General features: G+C 29.0%; 12 protein-coding genes. 10 read left to right on the top strand and 2 right to left on the bottom strand.

All coding sequences use genetic code 11. The features are described 5' to 3' along the window. Positions 1–17: 17 nt before the first annotated feature. Positions 18–836 (bottom strand): purine-nucleoside phosphorylase, encoded by an 819-nt coding sequence (locus ABDZ60_RS00990; RefSeq protein WP_016206865.1) that lies wholly within the window; start codon positions 834–836, stop codon positions 18–20. Positions 837–1,095: 259 nt separating this feature from the next. Beyond that, positions 1,096–2,472, bottom strand: a complete 1,377-nt coding sequence (gene murC / locus ABDZ60_RS00985) for a UDP-N-acetylmuramate--L-alanine ligase (RefSeq protein WP_016206864.1) — start codon at positions 2,470–2,472, stop codon at positions 1,096–1,098. A gap of 280 nt (positions 2,473–2,752) precedes the next feature. Between murC and purR the strand changes: the two genes are divergently transcribed. From purR to ABDZ60_RS00935, 10 genes are all read left to right on the top strand, one after another. Then, positions 2,753–3,568, top strand: coding sequence for a pur operon repressor (purR, locus tag ABDZ60_RS00980; RefSeq protein ID WP_016206863.1), 816 nt, complete (start codon positions 2,753–2,755; stop codon positions 3,566–3,568). Positions 3,569–3,709: 141 nt separating this feature from the next. Beyond that, positions 3,710–3,994: a septation regulator SpoVG gene (gene spoVG, locus ABDZ60_RS00975; RefSeq protein ID WP_016206862.1), complete on the top strand. Its 285-nt coding sequence runs from the start codon at positions 3,710–3,712 to the stop codon at positions 3,992–3,994. A gap of 224 nt (positions 3,995–4,218) precedes the next feature. Then, positions 4,219–5,589, top strand: coding sequence for a bifunctional UDP-N-acetylglucosamine diphosphorylase/glucosamine-1-phosphate N-acetyltransferase GlmU (gene glmU, locus ABDZ60_RS00970; RefSeq protein ID WP_343775124.1), 1,371 nt, complete (start codon positions 4,219–4,221; stop codon positions 5,587–5,589). A gap of 49 nt (positions 5,590–5,638) precedes the next feature. Then, positions 5,639–6,598: a ribose-phosphate diphosphokinase gene (locus ABDZ60_RS00965; protein ID WP_016206860.1), complete on the top strand. Its 960-nt coding sequence runs from the start codon at positions 5,639–5,641 to the stop codon at positions 6,596–6,598. 156 nt (positions 6,599–6,754) lie between these two features. Continuing rightward, the gene (locus tag ABDZ60_RS00960) at positions 6,755–7,441 is read left to right on the top strand and encodes a response regulator transcription factor (RefSeq protein ID WP_016206859.1); all 687 of its coding nucleotides are present in this window, start codon (positions 6,755–6,757) and stop codon (positions 7,439–7,441) included. Further along, entirely contained in the window at positions 7,441–8,853 is a 1,413-nt protein-coding gene (locus ABDZ60_RS00955) for a HAMP domain-containing sensor histidine kinase (protein WP_046999955.1), read from the top strand. The genes ABDZ60_RS00960 and ABDZ60_RS00955 overlap by 1 nt, the downstream gene beginning before the upstream one ends. Before the next feature lie 39 nt (positions 8,854–8,892). After that, on the top strand, positions 8,893–10,020 hold the full coding sequence (locus tag ABDZ60_RS00950; RefSeq protein WP_343775120.1) for a S1C family serine protease: 1,128 nt from the start codon (positions 8,893–8,895) through the stop codon (positions 10,018–10,020). Positions 10,021–10,137: 117 nt separating this feature from the next. Next, positions 10,138–10,713 (top strand): aminoacyl-tRNA hydrolase, encoded by a 576-nt coding sequence (gene pth / locus ABDZ60_RS00945; RefSeq protein ID WP_016206855.1) that lies wholly within the window; start codon positions 10,138–10,140, stop codon positions 10,711–10,713. Positions 10,714–10,731: 18 nt separating this feature from the next. Then, positions 10,732–14,241: a transcription-repair coupling factor gene (gene mfd / locus ABDZ60_RS00940; protein ID WP_343775117.1), complete on the top strand. Its 3,510-nt coding sequence runs from the start codon at positions 10,732–10,734 to the stop codon at positions 14,239–14,241. A 95-nt stretch (positions 14,242–14,336) separates the two neighbouring features. Then, complete coding sequence (locus ABDZ60_RS00935) at positions 14,337–15,317, top strand: peptidylprolyl isomerase (protein WP_016206854.1); 981 nt, start codon at positions 14,337–14,339, stop codon at positions 15,315–15,317. Positions 15,318–15,472 lie beyond the last annotated feature (155 nt).

Genomic DNA, 15,472 nt, shown 5'->3' with positions numbered 1-15,472 from the left:
TGTGAACTGTGAACTGATTAAATTTCTTTAATTATTTCGTTCATAAGTTTAGTAAATGTTTCTTTTACTTTAGCTGAAGTTTCCATAACCTCTTCATGATTTAATGGTTGATCTAGTATACCAGCTGCCATGTTAGTTAAGCATGATATTCCAAGAACCTTCATTCCACAATGAGCAGCAACGATTACTTCAGGAACAGTTGACATACCAACAGCATCTGCTCCAAAAACTCTAGACATTCTAATTTCAGCTGGTGTTTCATAAGTTGGACCACTAAACATCATATAAACTCCAGTTTTAATATCGATGTTTAATTTATTTGCAATTTCTTTAGCCTTCTCAACTAAATCCTTTGAATAAGCACTTGAAAGATCAGGGAATCTTGGGCCAAATTCATCTAGGTTTTTACCTATTAAAGGATTATCTCCAGAAAAGTTAATTTGATCTGTTATAATCATTAAGTCTCCAGGCTTAAAGCTTTCATTAACAGCTCCACAAGCATTTGTAACAATAAGCTTTTCAACTCCAATTGATTTCATTACTCTAACTGGGAAAGTTACCTCATTGAAAGCATAGCCTTCATAGTAATGGAATCTTCCTTGCATAGCAACAACGCACTTGCCGTTTAACATACCAACAACTAGTCTTCCAGCATGACCTTCAACTGTTGATACTGGAAAGTGTGGAAGGTCTTCATAAGGATAAAATTCAGGATTTTCTATAGAATCGGCTAATGATCCTAATCCAGATCCTAAAATTAAACCGATTTCAGGTTTGTATTTAGATTTTTTCATTATAAAGTCTGCAGCGTTTTTAATCTTATTTGATAAATCCATAAAATCACCTCTACTCTAATATTTGCTTTTTATAAAAATTATAAAACCAAAAAATTTATATAATAAAATTTAATAGTTCCTGTAAATTATAAGATAAACTTATTTAAAAATAAATATAAAAAGAGAATAATATCAATATTCTTAGTATATTAGTCAAAAGATGGCAAAGAAAAGCAAAAGAAAAACCATAAGGAGTTAATATTTATGTAAATATTAACTCCTTATAGTATTTACTAAGAAAAAAATAATATAAGTTTTATTATTGTTTTAAAATTATATCAGCAACTTTTACTACATCTCCAGCTCCTATAGTTAGAACAATATCATCATTTGAGATCTTATCTTTTAAATAATTTGCAACCTCATCATGGCTATGAAAATTGGTACATTTAATACCTTTAGATCTTATTGCATCTCCAAGATCATTTGAGCTTACAAGTCCTGTATCTTTTTCTCTTGCTGCGTATATATCCATAAGAATTAACTCGTCAGCATGAGAGAAGCATTCTGTAAATTCATTAAATAAAGTTTTAGTTCTTGTGTAGGTATGTGGCTGAAATACAGCATAAATATTTTTATGAGGAATTATATTAGCCGTATCTAATGTAGCTTTTATTTCAACAGGATGATGAGCATAATCATCAATTATTGTTGCTCCATTGAATTCACCTTTATATTCAAATCTTTTGTGGGCTCCCTTACATTCAGCTAGTCCTTCAATTATTGAGGAATAAGGTATATTAAAGATTAAACCAACACAAATTGTTGATAAAGCATTTAATATATTGTGTTTACCAGTAGTGTTTAAAGTTACATTAAATAGCTTGTTATTATCCTTAAGTACAGTAAATGTAGCGCATCCTTTGTTATCAAAGGAAATATTAGTTGCTCTTACATCACCTTTATTTATACCATAACTAATTGTATTACATTTAGCTTTACTCAATATCTCATTTACATTTTCATCTTCACAATATCCAATTAGATATCCATCAGTAGGTATTATGTTGGAAAATTTTTCAAAGGTCTCCTTTATATGATTTAAATCTCTATAGTAATCTAGATGATCTGCATCTATATTTAAAATAACACCTATATAAGGATAAAATTTTAAAAATGATTCTTTATACTCACAAGCTTCAGTTAAAAAGTATTCACTATTTCCTATCTTGAAGTTACCATCTATTACATCTAATTCACCACCTACCAATATTGTAGGATCTAGATTTGCTTTTAAAGTTACATGAGAAAGCATTGATGTGCAAGTAGTTTTCCCATGAGTACCAGATATAGCAACATTATACTTATGACCTTTCATTATTAATCCTAAGAATTCAGCTCTATCCATAAGTTCTATTTGTTTATTTTTAGCCTCTACTATTTCAGGATTATCACATGGTATAGCAGCTGTATAAACTACTAAGTCAACATCTTTTAAGTTGTTTTTATCATGACCTATGTAAATTTCAGCGCCTTCAGATTTTAATTTATCAGTAATTTCAGATTCCTTAAAATCAGAACCGGATACCTTAAACCCCTTTGTTAATAAAACTGCAGCAAGCCCGCTCATACTAATACCGCCAATACCTATAAAATGAACTTTTTTATTTATATCTTTATTAAGATCAAAAGACAAAAAAATCAACCCCTTTTTTTATTAAGAATTATTTTATAAAATTACTGCAAATAGTTTTCACTTTATAATTATATACAAATTTAAGAAAATGAACACATAAAAAAGCTGTAAATTCAAGAAATTACTAAAATTTTATTGAAAAATCAATAATTATAAGTAAATTAAAAATATAAGTGATTAAAATCTATTGATATTGAGAAAAATATAGAATAAAATATGAATATTAGAGGGCTAAAATTAACGAATAATTCGGAAAATAATAAAATGTAGGTGATATATATTGGAAAAATTAAGTAGAAATAGTAGGGTAGTAGCTATTACAAAGATTCTAACTGAAAATCCTAATAAGGTTATAGGTTTAAATAGATTTTCAGATCTGTTAAATGCAGCAAAATCAACCATAAGTGAAGATATAGTAATAGTAAGAGAAATTTTAGAAAAATTGGAAATGGGAAAAGTTGAAACTATAGCAGGGGCAGCAGGAGGAATAAAGTATATTCCAGGTATAGAAAATGAAAGCAGAAGAAAATTTGCAGAAGATATTTGCGAAATGTTGAAGGATGAAAGTAGAATAGTTCCTGGCAATTTCATATATATGACGGATTTAATGTATAATCCTCAGATTATAAGCAAAGCTGGAGTTATTTTATCTTCAGTATTTTATAATAAAGAAGTGGATTATGTTGTAACTGTAGAAACTAAGGGGATACCACTTGCATATGAAGTTGCAAGAAATTTAGGAATTCCATTAGTTATAATAAGAAGAGATAATAAGGTAACAGAAGGATCTACTGTTACAATAAACTATGTATCTGGTACTAGCGGCAGAATTCAACAAATGTCACTTTCAAAGAAATCAATGAAAGCGAAGAGTAAGTGCATATTCATAGATGACTTTTTAAGAGGTGGAGGAACTGCACAAGGTATAAAGGATTTATTAAAGGAATTTGAAAGTGAATTAGTAGGAATAGGGGTATTAGTAGATAATATAGGAGTTACACAAAAAAGAGTTGATGATTATATATCTATAGTAGATTTAAGACATTTAGGCGAATCTAAGGACCTAGAAGTTAGACCTTCCAATTTAATAAAATAGGCAAAAAATTCACAAATAGTAAATTGTAAATGATAACTTTTAAAAAAATATAGAAAATTTAAAAAAATTTATAATAAAAAAGAGGATTTCTACGATTTTTATAGAATTCTATATCTATCATAGCAACGGAGGTGTAGTGCAATGACAATAACCGATGTAAGGATTAGAAAAATAGCTTCCGATGGAAAAATGAAGGCTATAGTTTCTGTTACATTTGACAACGAATTTGTAGTTCATGACATCAAGGTAATCGAAGGACAAAATGGATTATTTATAGCTATGCCAAGTAGAAAGACACCAGATGGGGAGTTTAAGGATATAGCACATCCTATTAACACAGACACTAGAGAGAAGATTCAGACATCAATACTTGAAGCTTATGAAAAAGCAAAGCTTGAGGATGAATCAGAGGCAATAGTTGGTTAATTTGTATTGTTTAAAAATAAAAGGGATAACCCTTTTATTTTTTTTGCAATTTTTTAATATAACTCTGAGAATAATGCTCAAATATTAAGATTATATGTATATATATAAGAGATTTAAGGTTGAAATACTTATTCCAATACAATATAATAGAATGAGATGTTTACGAACATTTTTTAAATTAATTATAAATTTGTCCTTAATATTTCAAATAAAGAGGTGTTTTTATGTATAAGTGTGCATTAATTTTGGCTGCTGGGCAAGGAACAAGAATAAAATCAGACTTACCAAAAGTTTTACATAAAATTTGTGGCAAGGAAATGGTGAATCATGTAATAGATACTATGAGAAAAGCTGATATAGAAGATATAAATGTAATAGTAGGAAAAGGGGCAGAATTAGTAAAAGAAAAAACTGCTTCAAGAAATATTAGCTATTCAGTACAAGAGGAGCAATTAGGAACAGGCCATGCTGTAAAATGTGCCATAGATTTTCTTAAAGGGAAAAAAGGTGTTGTGGGAGTTTTTTGTGGTGATGCACCATTAATTAAAGCGGAAACAGTTGATAACTTATTTAAATCACATATAGAAAACAATAATAGTGCAACTTTATTAAGTTCAATACTAGAAGATCCAACTGGATACGGAAGAGTAGTAAGAAAAGATAATGAAGTTTTAAAAATTGTTGAGCATAAAGATTGTGATGAAAAAGAGTTGAAGATAAAAGAAATGAATGCTGCAATATATTGCTTTGATATAGAAGAATTAGTAAGTTCATTAGATAAATTATCTAACAATAATAATCAAGGAGAATATTATCTAACAGATGTTATTGGAATACTAAAAGAAGAAGGAAAAAGCGTAGGAGCAGTTGTAATAGATTATGATGAAACAATAGGTGTTAATTCAAGGGTACAGCTAGCAGAAGCAGAAGAAATATTAAGAAAAAGAATTAATTTAAAGCATATGATAAATGGAGTAACGTTAATAGATCCTAATTCTACATATATAGGAGATGATGTAGAAATAGGTAGAGATACAATAATATATCCAGGAAACGTTATAGAGGGAAATACTAAAATTGGAGAAGGAGTTATATTATACCCAAATTCAAGAATATCAAATAGTATAATTTCTAATAATGTAGAAATTCAGTCTTCTGTTATAATAGATAGTAAAATTGGAGAAAAAACTACAGTTGGTCCTTTTGCATATATACGACCAGAATCAATAATTGGAAACAATGCAAGAATAGGAGATTTTGTAGAAATTAAAAAATCTACTATAGGGAACAATACAAAGGTATCACATTTAACTTATATAGGAGATGCTTCTGTTGGTGAAAATTGTAATTTTGGATGTGGAACAGTTGTAGTTAATTATGATGGAAGTAAGAAGCATAAAACTATAATTGGAAATAATAGTTTTATAGGTTGCAATACAAATTTAGTGTCACCAGTTAAAGTAGAAGATAACACGTATATAGCTGCAGGCTCAACAATAGTTAATGACGTGAAAGAAGGAGAACTAGCAGTAGCTAGGGCAAAACAAAGAAACATAGAAGGTTGGGTAGCTAAAAAAGGTCTTACTAACAAATAGTTATTTAGATAAACAAAAGTGCCAAAAATTTTAAGGAGGTCTTCACATAATGATAACCCATGGAAAAAATATAAAGATATTTACTGGAAACTCACATCCAGAATTAGCCAAAGAAATAGCTGATATTTTAGGATTACCACTAGGTAAAGCTAAAGTTTCAACCTTTAGCGATGGAGAGATATCAGTTGATATAGCGGAAACTGTAAGAGGAACAGATGTGTTCTTAGTTCAATCAACTAGTTCACCAGTTAACAATAATTTAATGGAACTTTTAATAATGATAGATGCATTTAAGAGAGCTTCAGCAGGTAGAATTACAGTAGTTATGCCTTACTATGGTTATGCTAGACAAGATAGAAAAGCTAAATCAAGAGATCCAATTACAGCAAAGCTAGTAGCTGATCTTTTAACTGCAGCAGGAGCTCATAGAGTTTTAACAATGGATTTACACGCATCTCAAATTCAAGGATATTTTAATATACCAGTTGATCATTTATTAGGATCACCAATATTAGCTAAGTATTTCGTTGAAAAAGGCTTTGATGAAGATGAAGATGTAGTAGTTGTTTCCCCAGACTTAGGAAGCGTTACTAGAGCTAGAAAATTTGCTGATAGATTACATGCACCAATAGCAATTATAGATAAGAGAAGACCAAAAGCAAATGTATCAGAAATAATGAATATTATAGGTGATATAAAAGGCAAAAGATGTATACTTATAGACGATATGATTGATACAGCAGGCACTATTGCAAATGCTGCAAATGCATTAAAGGACTTAGGTGCTAAAAATGTTTATGCATGTTGTACCCATGGAGTTTTATCAGGACCAGCTTTTGAAAGAATAACTAATTCAGCAATCGAAGAATTAGTTATGTTAAATACTATAAAGCTGCCAGAAAGAGATGGATTAGTTAAATTTAAGGCATTATCAGTAGCTCCACTATTTGCAGAAGCAATAAAGAGAATATATGATGATGAACCAATAAGTAAATTATTTGAAGTTTAATACATAATAGGATAATAAGCCCCTAAGAAGCACAAACTTTTTAGGGGCTTATTAAATTAATAATTTGTAACAAATGTAAATTATTATTTATAATTAGCTAAGAAGTATTAATATAACGATTAAATCAATTATAATAAGAATAAGGAAGGTGTTATTATGGATAATAGATTAGGTAAGGTATTAGTAGTAGATGATGATGAAAATATATGCGAAGTTATAAATATGTACTTACTAAGTGCAGGGTATGAAACAAGAAAATGTCATAATGGAAGAGAAGCCTATGGAATGTTTGAGGACTTTAAACCAGATTTGGTTCTTTTAGATATAATGTTACCAGGAATGGATGGAGTAGAAGTATTAAAGCTAATTAGAAAAAATAGCGAGATTCCTATAATTATGTTAACAGCAAAGGGAGATACATTTGATAAAGTTCTAACTTTGGAATTAGGAGCAGATGATTATGTTGTAAAACCTTTTGAACCAAAGGAGTTATTAGCAAGAGTAAAAGCTGTTATGAGAAGATATAATTATGATGAAAAGGATAGTGAAGTAATTAATTATTCAGATCTTACTATAGATGCTAGTTCATATAATGTTACTTATAAAGGAATGGAGATAAAAATGCCTCCAAAAGAATTCGAATTACTTCATTACCTGGCAAGTAATAAAAATAAGGTCTTTACAAGAGAACAATTACTTTGTGAAGTGTGGGGATATGATTATCCAGGAGATTCAAGAACCGTGGATGTTCATATTAAAAGATTAAGAGAAAAGATTAGTGGTGGAGAGAACTGGCAGATAGAAACAGTTTGGGGAGTTGGATATAAATTTGAGGTGAAGTAATGAAGGGAAAAAGTGTTATATATAGACTTTTAGTTGCTTTTTCATCAATAACATCAATAATATTGATATTAGTAGGAATGATTTTGACAGCATGGATTAACAAAGAATATTCATCTCAAAGAATTGAACGTATAGATAGTTATATGGCAATGATTCAAGAACTTACATCTGAATTTTTAAATGGTAATGGTGAAACAGGATATGATGATTTAAAAAAAATGATGAATATAGTTAAAACTTCTGTCAATAAAGACTCTATAATTTTAGACAATCAAGGATATGTTTATGCTGTATCGGATGATAAATTTAATTATTTAATGTATAGTAAATTAAGCATATCAGATTCAGATATAGATTTATTAAAGCAAGGGAAAATTATAGAAAGAAAATTTGTTGATAATTATAATGGTACATATAGATGCTACTATAAGCCTTTGGTAAATGGAGGAAGTTTTAGTGGAGCTGTAGCTCTTATTGAAAGTACTAATGGTATTACTTTGTGGAGAAATATATATGGTGTTATATGGATATCGGTAATAGGTGCTGTTGTTTTATCTAGTATAATAGCTTACTACCTAGCTAGAAGAATATTACTAACACCTTTATTAGAAATTACTAATGCAGCCAAAAGGTTAGCTAAAGGAGAAGTTGAAAAAAGAATTTATATAAATTCTCAAGATGAAATAGGCGAATTAGCGGATTCTATAAATGCAATGGCTGAATCTTTAGAAAAAGTGGATAATATAAGACGTGAATTTATATCAAATGTCTCTCATGAGTTAAGATCCCCTATAACCTCTATTAAAGGATTTATAACTGGAATAATAGATGGGGTTATTCCAAAGGATAAGGAAAGTTATTATTTAAATATAGTAAATGATGAAATATGTAGGTTATCCAGATTAGTAAATGATCTTTTAGATATATCTTCTATGGAATCAGGGAAGTTTAAGCTAAATATTATTAATATGGATATAAATGAAATTATAACATTATGTATATTAAATTTAGAAGGAAAAATAAAAGAAAAGAAAATAAATGTTGAAATTATATTTAGTAATAGTCATGAGTATTGTAATGGTGATAGAGATAGAATAATACAAGTTGTTACCAATTTGCTTGAAAATGCTATAAAGTATGGACATGAAGGTGGAAAGATATTAGTAGAAACATATACTAGAGGAGAATTTGTGTATGTAAGTATATTTAATAATGGACCGAATATATCCAGGGAAGATATAAATAAGATATGGGAGAGATTTTATAAGATGGATAAGTCCAGGACTAATAAAATAAGTACAGGACTTGGATTACCTATTGTTAGGCTAATATTATCTCAACATAATCAAGATATTTGGGTGAAGAATATTGATGGAAAAGGCGTTAAATTTACATTTACTCTATCTAGATAGAATGTATAATTATATATTACTTAGGAAGGAGTGGATTCTATGGATAAAAAAATAAAAGATGAATTTGAAAATGAAGAAAAATTTATGTGCGAATACCTTCCTTCAATACAATTTAAAAGAAGAAAAATTAAATCTAATATTAAATTAATTAGTAAGATAATTAGTTTATTAGTGGTGGCAGGGATATCAGGAGCGGTATTTTCTAATTTAGCCATACAAAATAAGTACAAAAACTTAATTGACAAGTTTGATGAAAGGATAGAAAAAAGTGCCATTATTTTAAATTATTCTAAAATAATAGAAAAAGTAAAGCAATCTTTAGTAACTATAAGTGATAATGAAGAAAATTTAAGCAAGAACAAGTATTTTGAAAATAATGTTACTGGTATAATAGTAGAAAGTAATGGCAAAATACTAACAAATTATTCGAAAATAGAAAATTTAAAAGATATATATGTTAAGTTACCCATGGTTGGAGTTAAGCCTGTTAAAGCAAAGTTAATTGTAGGAAACGAAGATATGGATATGGCAATTATACAAGTTGAATATAATGAAGAATTAAAGCCAATTAAGCTTGCTGAAAAGTCAGATATAGTAGAGGGAATAGAAGTCGCCCTAATAAGTAATTCTACAGGTGACGAATATATTGATAGTATAATACCAGGAATTATAACTTCTACCAATAGAATTTTAAACTCTAACCATCATGAATATAAGGTATTGGAAACTAATATACCTATAACTCCTATAAATACAGGCGGAGTTATAAGTAATTCTAATGGAGAACTTGTAGGATTATCTAGTTATAAAGTAACAAAGAATATAAATCAAAATGGATTATATTATGCAAATAATTTAAACTCAATAGAAGAAATCATAAATTCTACAAATGAAATAGGAGAAAAACTTGGTATTTTAGAAGGTGGATTCCTAAAATCAAATGTTGTTGGATTTTATGTAGCTGAAATTAAACAAGATAGTAATGGGTATGAATCTGGGCTAAGGCCAACTGATATAATAATGAGTATTGATGGTAACCCGATAAATAGTATGAGCCAGTTGACGGAAGTATTAAAAGCAAAGAAAACTGGGGATACTTTAAAGTGTAAGGTTATGAGATCTGGAAAAGTTGAAGATTTAGAAATAAAACTAGATATCAATAAATAAATATTTCAGTATTTGCAGCCTATTAAGGGGCTGCATTTTTATTTTAAAGTACTTTTATTATCGTAAAAAACTAGTATAATAATAAATATGCTAATAGCTATTAGGAGGTTGCATAATATGTTTTTAATTGTTGGATTAGGAAATCCAGGAAAAGAATATAATGGTACTAGACATAATATAGGATTTGATGCTATAGACTATCTTTCAGATAAGTATAATATAGATGTTAATAGGATAAAATTTAAAGGTATATATGGAGAGGGTTTTATAAATAATAATAAGGTTATTTTGTTAAAACCAACTACTTATATGAATTTAAGTGGAGAAAGTATAAGAGAGGTAGTAAACTTTTATAAATTAAAAAATGAAGAAGTTATAGTAATATATGATGATGTTAGTTTAGAAATTGGAAAGCTTAGAATTAGAGAAAAGGGAAGTGCTGGTGGGCATAATGGAATTAAAAGTATAATAGCTAATATAAACACAGAGGTTTTTCCAAGAATTAAGATAGGTGTAGGACAACCTAAAGGAGATTTGGTTTCACATGTATTAGGTAGATTTACAAAGAAGGAGTCGGAAGATTTATTGGAAGTTATAGAAGCTTCTGCAAATGCAGTAGAGATAATGATAAAAGAAGGAACAAAAGAAGCGATGAATAAATTTAATGGGTTTAAATTATCCCAAAAAGAATAAATAAGGACGGTGCATATAATGAGATTAAAGGGGGTACTACAACCTTTAAGAGAAAGCTCTACTTTTAACGAAATAATATCTAGTATAAATAATAAAAAATATCCAATTAATATAAATGGGTTATCAGATTCAGGAAAAAGCTATAGTATTTTTGGGATTTATGAAAATATAAATTCACCAATGATAATATTAACGCATAGTGATATGGAAGCTAAAAATATATATGAAGATTTAAGTTTTTATACAAATGATGTTTATTATTTTCCGGCAAAAGAAGTAGTATTTTATAATATAGATGCTATTTCAGGAGATTTAAGGTGGGCTAGGCTAAAGGTAATTAAAAAAATATTAGATAATAATAAAAAAATTATAGTGACTTCGATAGATTCACTAACATCTGTGTACACGCCAAAAGAGTTATTTTTAAAATATACTTTTAAGCTAAATATAGATGATGAAGTTGATTTTAAAGACTTATCTAAGAAATTATTAGAAAGTGGTTATGAGAGAGTAGAGTCAGTAGAAGGAAAAGGAGAATTTTCTTTAAGAGGAGGAATATTAGACGTATTTCCACCAACTACTACATATCCTTATAGAATAGAATTATTTGGAGACTCTATAGATTCAATAAGAACATTTAATACTGAATCACAAAGAAGTATTGAAAAGGTTGACAGTGTAGAGATATTTCCAGCTAAGGAAGTCATTTTAAGTGAAGAGGCTTTAGGAAGAGGAAAAGAGAATATACTTAATGAATTAGAGGATATAAAAGCTAAGGCTAAAAAGGATGAAGAAAGAGTTCAGAAATTAGAAATCATGGTGAGATCTAATATAGAATCCTTAACAGAAACCCTAACATTTGAAACATTAGATAGCTATTTACCTTATTTCTACCATAAGTCAGATAGCTTTTTTGACTATGTAAAAAATTATGCATATATAATTGATGATGTTAAAAAATGTGAAGGAAAGTTAGAAAGTTGTTATTTTGAATTTAGTGAAAATTATGAAGCTTTCTTACAGAGAGGTGGAATTTTACCTAAACAAAGTGAGCTTTTATTAGAAAAAGAAGATTTAATAGAGCTTTTAGAACTTCAAAAAGTAATAACTTTAGATATATTTGGAGTTAGTAGTAATATATTAAGACCTATATACAGTTATTCTCTAAAAGAAGTAACTCTTAATAGTTATCAGGGGCAATTAGATCTATTAATAGAAGATATTAAAGAAAAGAAATTAAAGGGATATAAAACTTTAATATTATCAGGAACAAGAGCAAGAGGAGAAAGACTTGTAAATACATTAAGAGATAGGGAAATAGAAAGTTCTTATAGAGAAGATATAACTTCTATAGAATTTGGAGAAGTGGTAATTACCTTTGGTAATTTATTAAAAGGTTTTGAATATCCAGATTTAAAAATATGTGTGATTTCAGATAAAGATGTATTTGGAGAAGCTAAAAGAAAAATAACTAAAAAGGCGAATAAAAGAAAAGGTATAGCAAAAATAAAAAGTTTTGCAGAACTTAAGCTTGGGGATTATGTTGTTCATGCTAATCATGGGGTTGGTGTATATAAAGGAATAAAGCAAATTGAAGTTGGAGGGCATACAAGAGATTACTTAGATATTGTTTATGATAAAGGTGATAAACTATATGTACCTGTAGACCAATTAGATTTAGTTCAAAAATATATAGGTAGTGAAGGAAAAACACCTAAAATAAATAAGCTTGGAAGTAATGATTGGAGTAAAGCAAAGGCTAAAGTCAAAAAATCTATAAATGAGATAGCAGAAGATTTGGTTAAGCTGTATGCTGCAAGAGCTACATTAAGAGGATATAAGTTTAAAAAGGATACCGAATGGCAAAGACAGTTTGAAGATGAATTTCCTTTTGAAGAAACACCAGATCAGTTAACATCGTTAGAAGAGATAAAAAAGGACATGGAAACTGATAAGCCTATGGATAGACTTCTATGTGGTGATGTCGGTTATGGTAAAACAGAAGTGGCTGTTAGAGCCGCATTTAAGGCTGTTATGGATGGTAAGCAAGTTGCATTTTTAGTACCTACCACAATATTAGCAGAACAGCATTATAAAAATATGACAAAGAGATTTTCTGATTTTCCTGTAAAGATAGACATGATAAGTAGATTTAGAAGTGCAAAGGAACAAAAAAATACCCTTCAAGCTGTTAAAGAGGGAAATGTTGATATATTAATAGGAACTCATAGATTGGTATCTAAGGATATTATTTTTAAAGATCTGGGACTTTTAATAATAGATGAAGAGCAAAGATTTGGAGTTGCTCAAAAGGAAAAAATAAAAGGGTTAAAGAAGAATGTAGACGTATTAACTTTAAGTGCGACCCCTATACCAAGAACTCTTCATATGTCATTAACTGGTGCAAGAGATATATCTGTAATAGAGACACCGCCAGAGGAAAGATATCCTATTCAAACATATGTTGTTGAACAAAACGATCAGCTTGTAAGAGATGCTATATTAAGAGAGGTAAATAGAGATGGTCAAGTTTACTATGTATATAATAGAGTTGAGAGTATAGAAGGAATGGCTAAATATATAAGAGACCTAGTTCCTGAGTGCAATGTTGGGATTATACATGGACAAATGACAGAACGCCAGCTTGAAAAAGAAATGGTAAGCTTTATGAATAAGGACTATGATATATTAGTTTGCACTACTATTATAGAGACTGGAATAGATATACCAAATGTTAATACAATGATAGTTCATGATTCGGATAAAATGGGTTTATCTCAACTTTACCAATTAAGGGGTAGAGTTGGAAGATCCAATAGAATAGCATATGCATACTTTATGTACACTAAAGACAAGATACTAACTGAAGTAGCAGAAAAAAGGTTAAAAGCTCTTAAAGATTTTACAGAACTCGGCTCAGGCTTTAAAATAGCAATGAGAGATCTAGAAATAAGAGGGGCCGGAAATATGATGGGTTCAGCTCAACATGGTCATATGGCGGTGATAGGATATGATTTATATTGTAGAATGTTAGAAGATACAATAAAGATTATAAAAGGTGAGATAGAAAAAGAACCTATTGAGACTACTGTAGATATAAAGGTAGATGCTTATATACCAGGAACTTATATAGAAGATGAAATTCAAAAAATTGAAATATATAAGAAGATTGCAGCTATAGATGGATTAGAGGATTATATGGATATAAAATCTGAACTTGAAGATAGATATTCAGAAATTCCAGAGGCAGTATATAATCTGATGGATATAGCTTATATAAAGAGTAAAGCAAAGCTACTTTCAATAGAGGAAATAAAAGAAACACCAAAAGAAGTAAGATTCATATTTGCAGATGGAGTTAAGGATTTAAATAACATATATAGGTATTTACTAGAGAATTATAAAGAAAAGGTATTCCTAATGTTTGGAGAAAAGCCTTATTTCGCAGTAAGATTTTCAGAAATTAAAAAAGAAAACTTGTTAGGTTTTTATAAAGAAATGTTAGAAAATTTAATAAAAAATATGTAAATATAATTTAAAAAATTGAATAACTGACACAATATTGATATACTAATTATGTATAATGGGATTGAAACAAATTAAAAAGAAATGAGGGAACATCATTGATTAAAATTAAGAGAATTATAGCTGCAGGAGCTTTAAGTATATTTGCTTTTTCAGCAGTTGGATGTGAAATGATACAAAGGACACCGGAGTCAATAAAAAATACTGTAGTAGCAAAGGTTGGAGATGTAAAGATAACTAAAGGAGATGTAGATGAAATCGCAGATCCATATTTAAAACAATACTATGGGGAAGATTATGCGAGTAACACTCAACTTTCAGATGCCATAAAAGAAATGAGAACTCAAGCCTTAAACTTACTAGTTGAAGAAAAAATAATATTAAAAAAGGCGGAAGAGTTAGGAGTAACTCCAACCCAAGAAGAAATTGATGAAGAAGTTCAAAAATATATAGATAGTATGAAGACAAATTATGGTGGAGATGAAGGCTTTAACTCTGCCCTTGAAAGTGCTGGTATGACATTAGATGAGTTTAAGACTAATGTTACTTCAAGTATGAAAAGTCAATTAGCAACAACTAAAGTAACTGAAGAGATATTTAAAGATGTAAGTATAACAGATGAAGAAATAGGTACTTACTATGAAGAAAATAAAGAAGGGTTTAGTGAAGCAAATGTTTCTCATATTTTAATTAGTGATGAAACAAAGGCAAAGGAAGTAAGAGAAAGAGCTGTAAATGGAGAAGACTTTGCAACATTAGCTAAGGAACTTTCAGAAGATACAGGAACTAAGGAAGCTGGTGGAAGTTTAGGAGTTGTTAAATACAATTCAACTCAATATGTACAAGAATTTATGGATGGTTTAAAAGCTCTTAAGGAAGGTGAAATTTCAGAACCTGTAAAGAGCCAATTTGGATATCATATAATAAAGGCAACTGATGTAAAGAATAAAACATTAGAAGAATCAAAGGATACCATAAAAACTACTTTAGAAAACGAAAAGAAAAATGAAGTTTATAAAAATTCTATTGAGCAATGGAAAAAAGATTATAAAGTAAAAACATACGAAGACAAACTTTAAGCAATTAGTAAATTACAGTTTACAATTAACAATTGCGAAACAAATTTAGCCAAGGCTGAATTTATAATTAAATAAATGTATTATGGTGAAGTGGATCCATTTGAGATCTACTTCACTTATTTTTTTCCTCTAAGAAATTCCGAGGCAGGAGGAAT

Source organism: Clostridium sartagoforme, assembly GCF_039521405.1.
Classification (GTDB): Bacteria; Bacillota; Clostridia; order Clostridiales; family Clostridiaceae; genus Clostridium; species Clostridium sartagoforme.
The sequence above is the reverse complement of the archived record's forward strand: the minus strand, read 5'-3'. Positions and strand labels throughout refer to the sequence as shown.

Excerpts from the sequence above, each read along its gene's own strand:
- ABDZ60_RS00955 (WP_046999955.1), top strand. The coding sequence starts at position 7,441 with ATGAAGGGAAAAAGTGTTATATATAGACTTTTAGTTGCTTTTTCATCA.
- spoVG (WP_016206862.1), top strand. The coding sequence starts at position 3,710 with ATGACAATAACCGATGTAAGGATTAGAAAAATAGCTTCCGATGGAAAA.
- ABDZ60_RS00990 (WP_016206865.1), bottom strand. The coding sequence starts at position 836 with ATGGATTTATCAAATAAGATTAAAAACGCTGCAGACTTTATAATGAAA.
- ABDZ60_RS00960 (WP_016206859.1), top strand. The coding sequence starts at position 6,755 with ATGGATAATAGATTAGGTAAGGTATTAGTAGTAGATGATGATGAAAAT.
- pth (WP_016206855.1), top strand. The coding sequence starts at position 10,138 with ATGTTTTTAATTGTTGGATTAGGAAATCCAGGAAAAGAATATAATGGT.
- ABDZ60_RS00965 (WP_016206860.1), top strand. The coding sequence starts at position 5,639 with ATGATAACCCATGGAAAAAATATAAAGATATTTACTGGAAACTCACAT.
- mfd (WP_343775117.1), top strand. The coding sequence starts at position 10,732 with ATGAGATTAAAGGGGGTACTACAACCTTTAAGAGAAAGCTCTACTTTT.
- ABDZ60_RS00950 (WP_343775120.1), top strand. The coding sequence starts at position 8,893 with ATGGATAAAAAAATAAAAGATGAATTTGAAAATGAAGAAAAATTTATG.
- glmU (WP_343775124.1), top strand. The coding sequence starts at position 4,219 with ATGTATAAGTGTGCATTAATTTTGGCTGCTGGGCAAGGAACAAGAATA.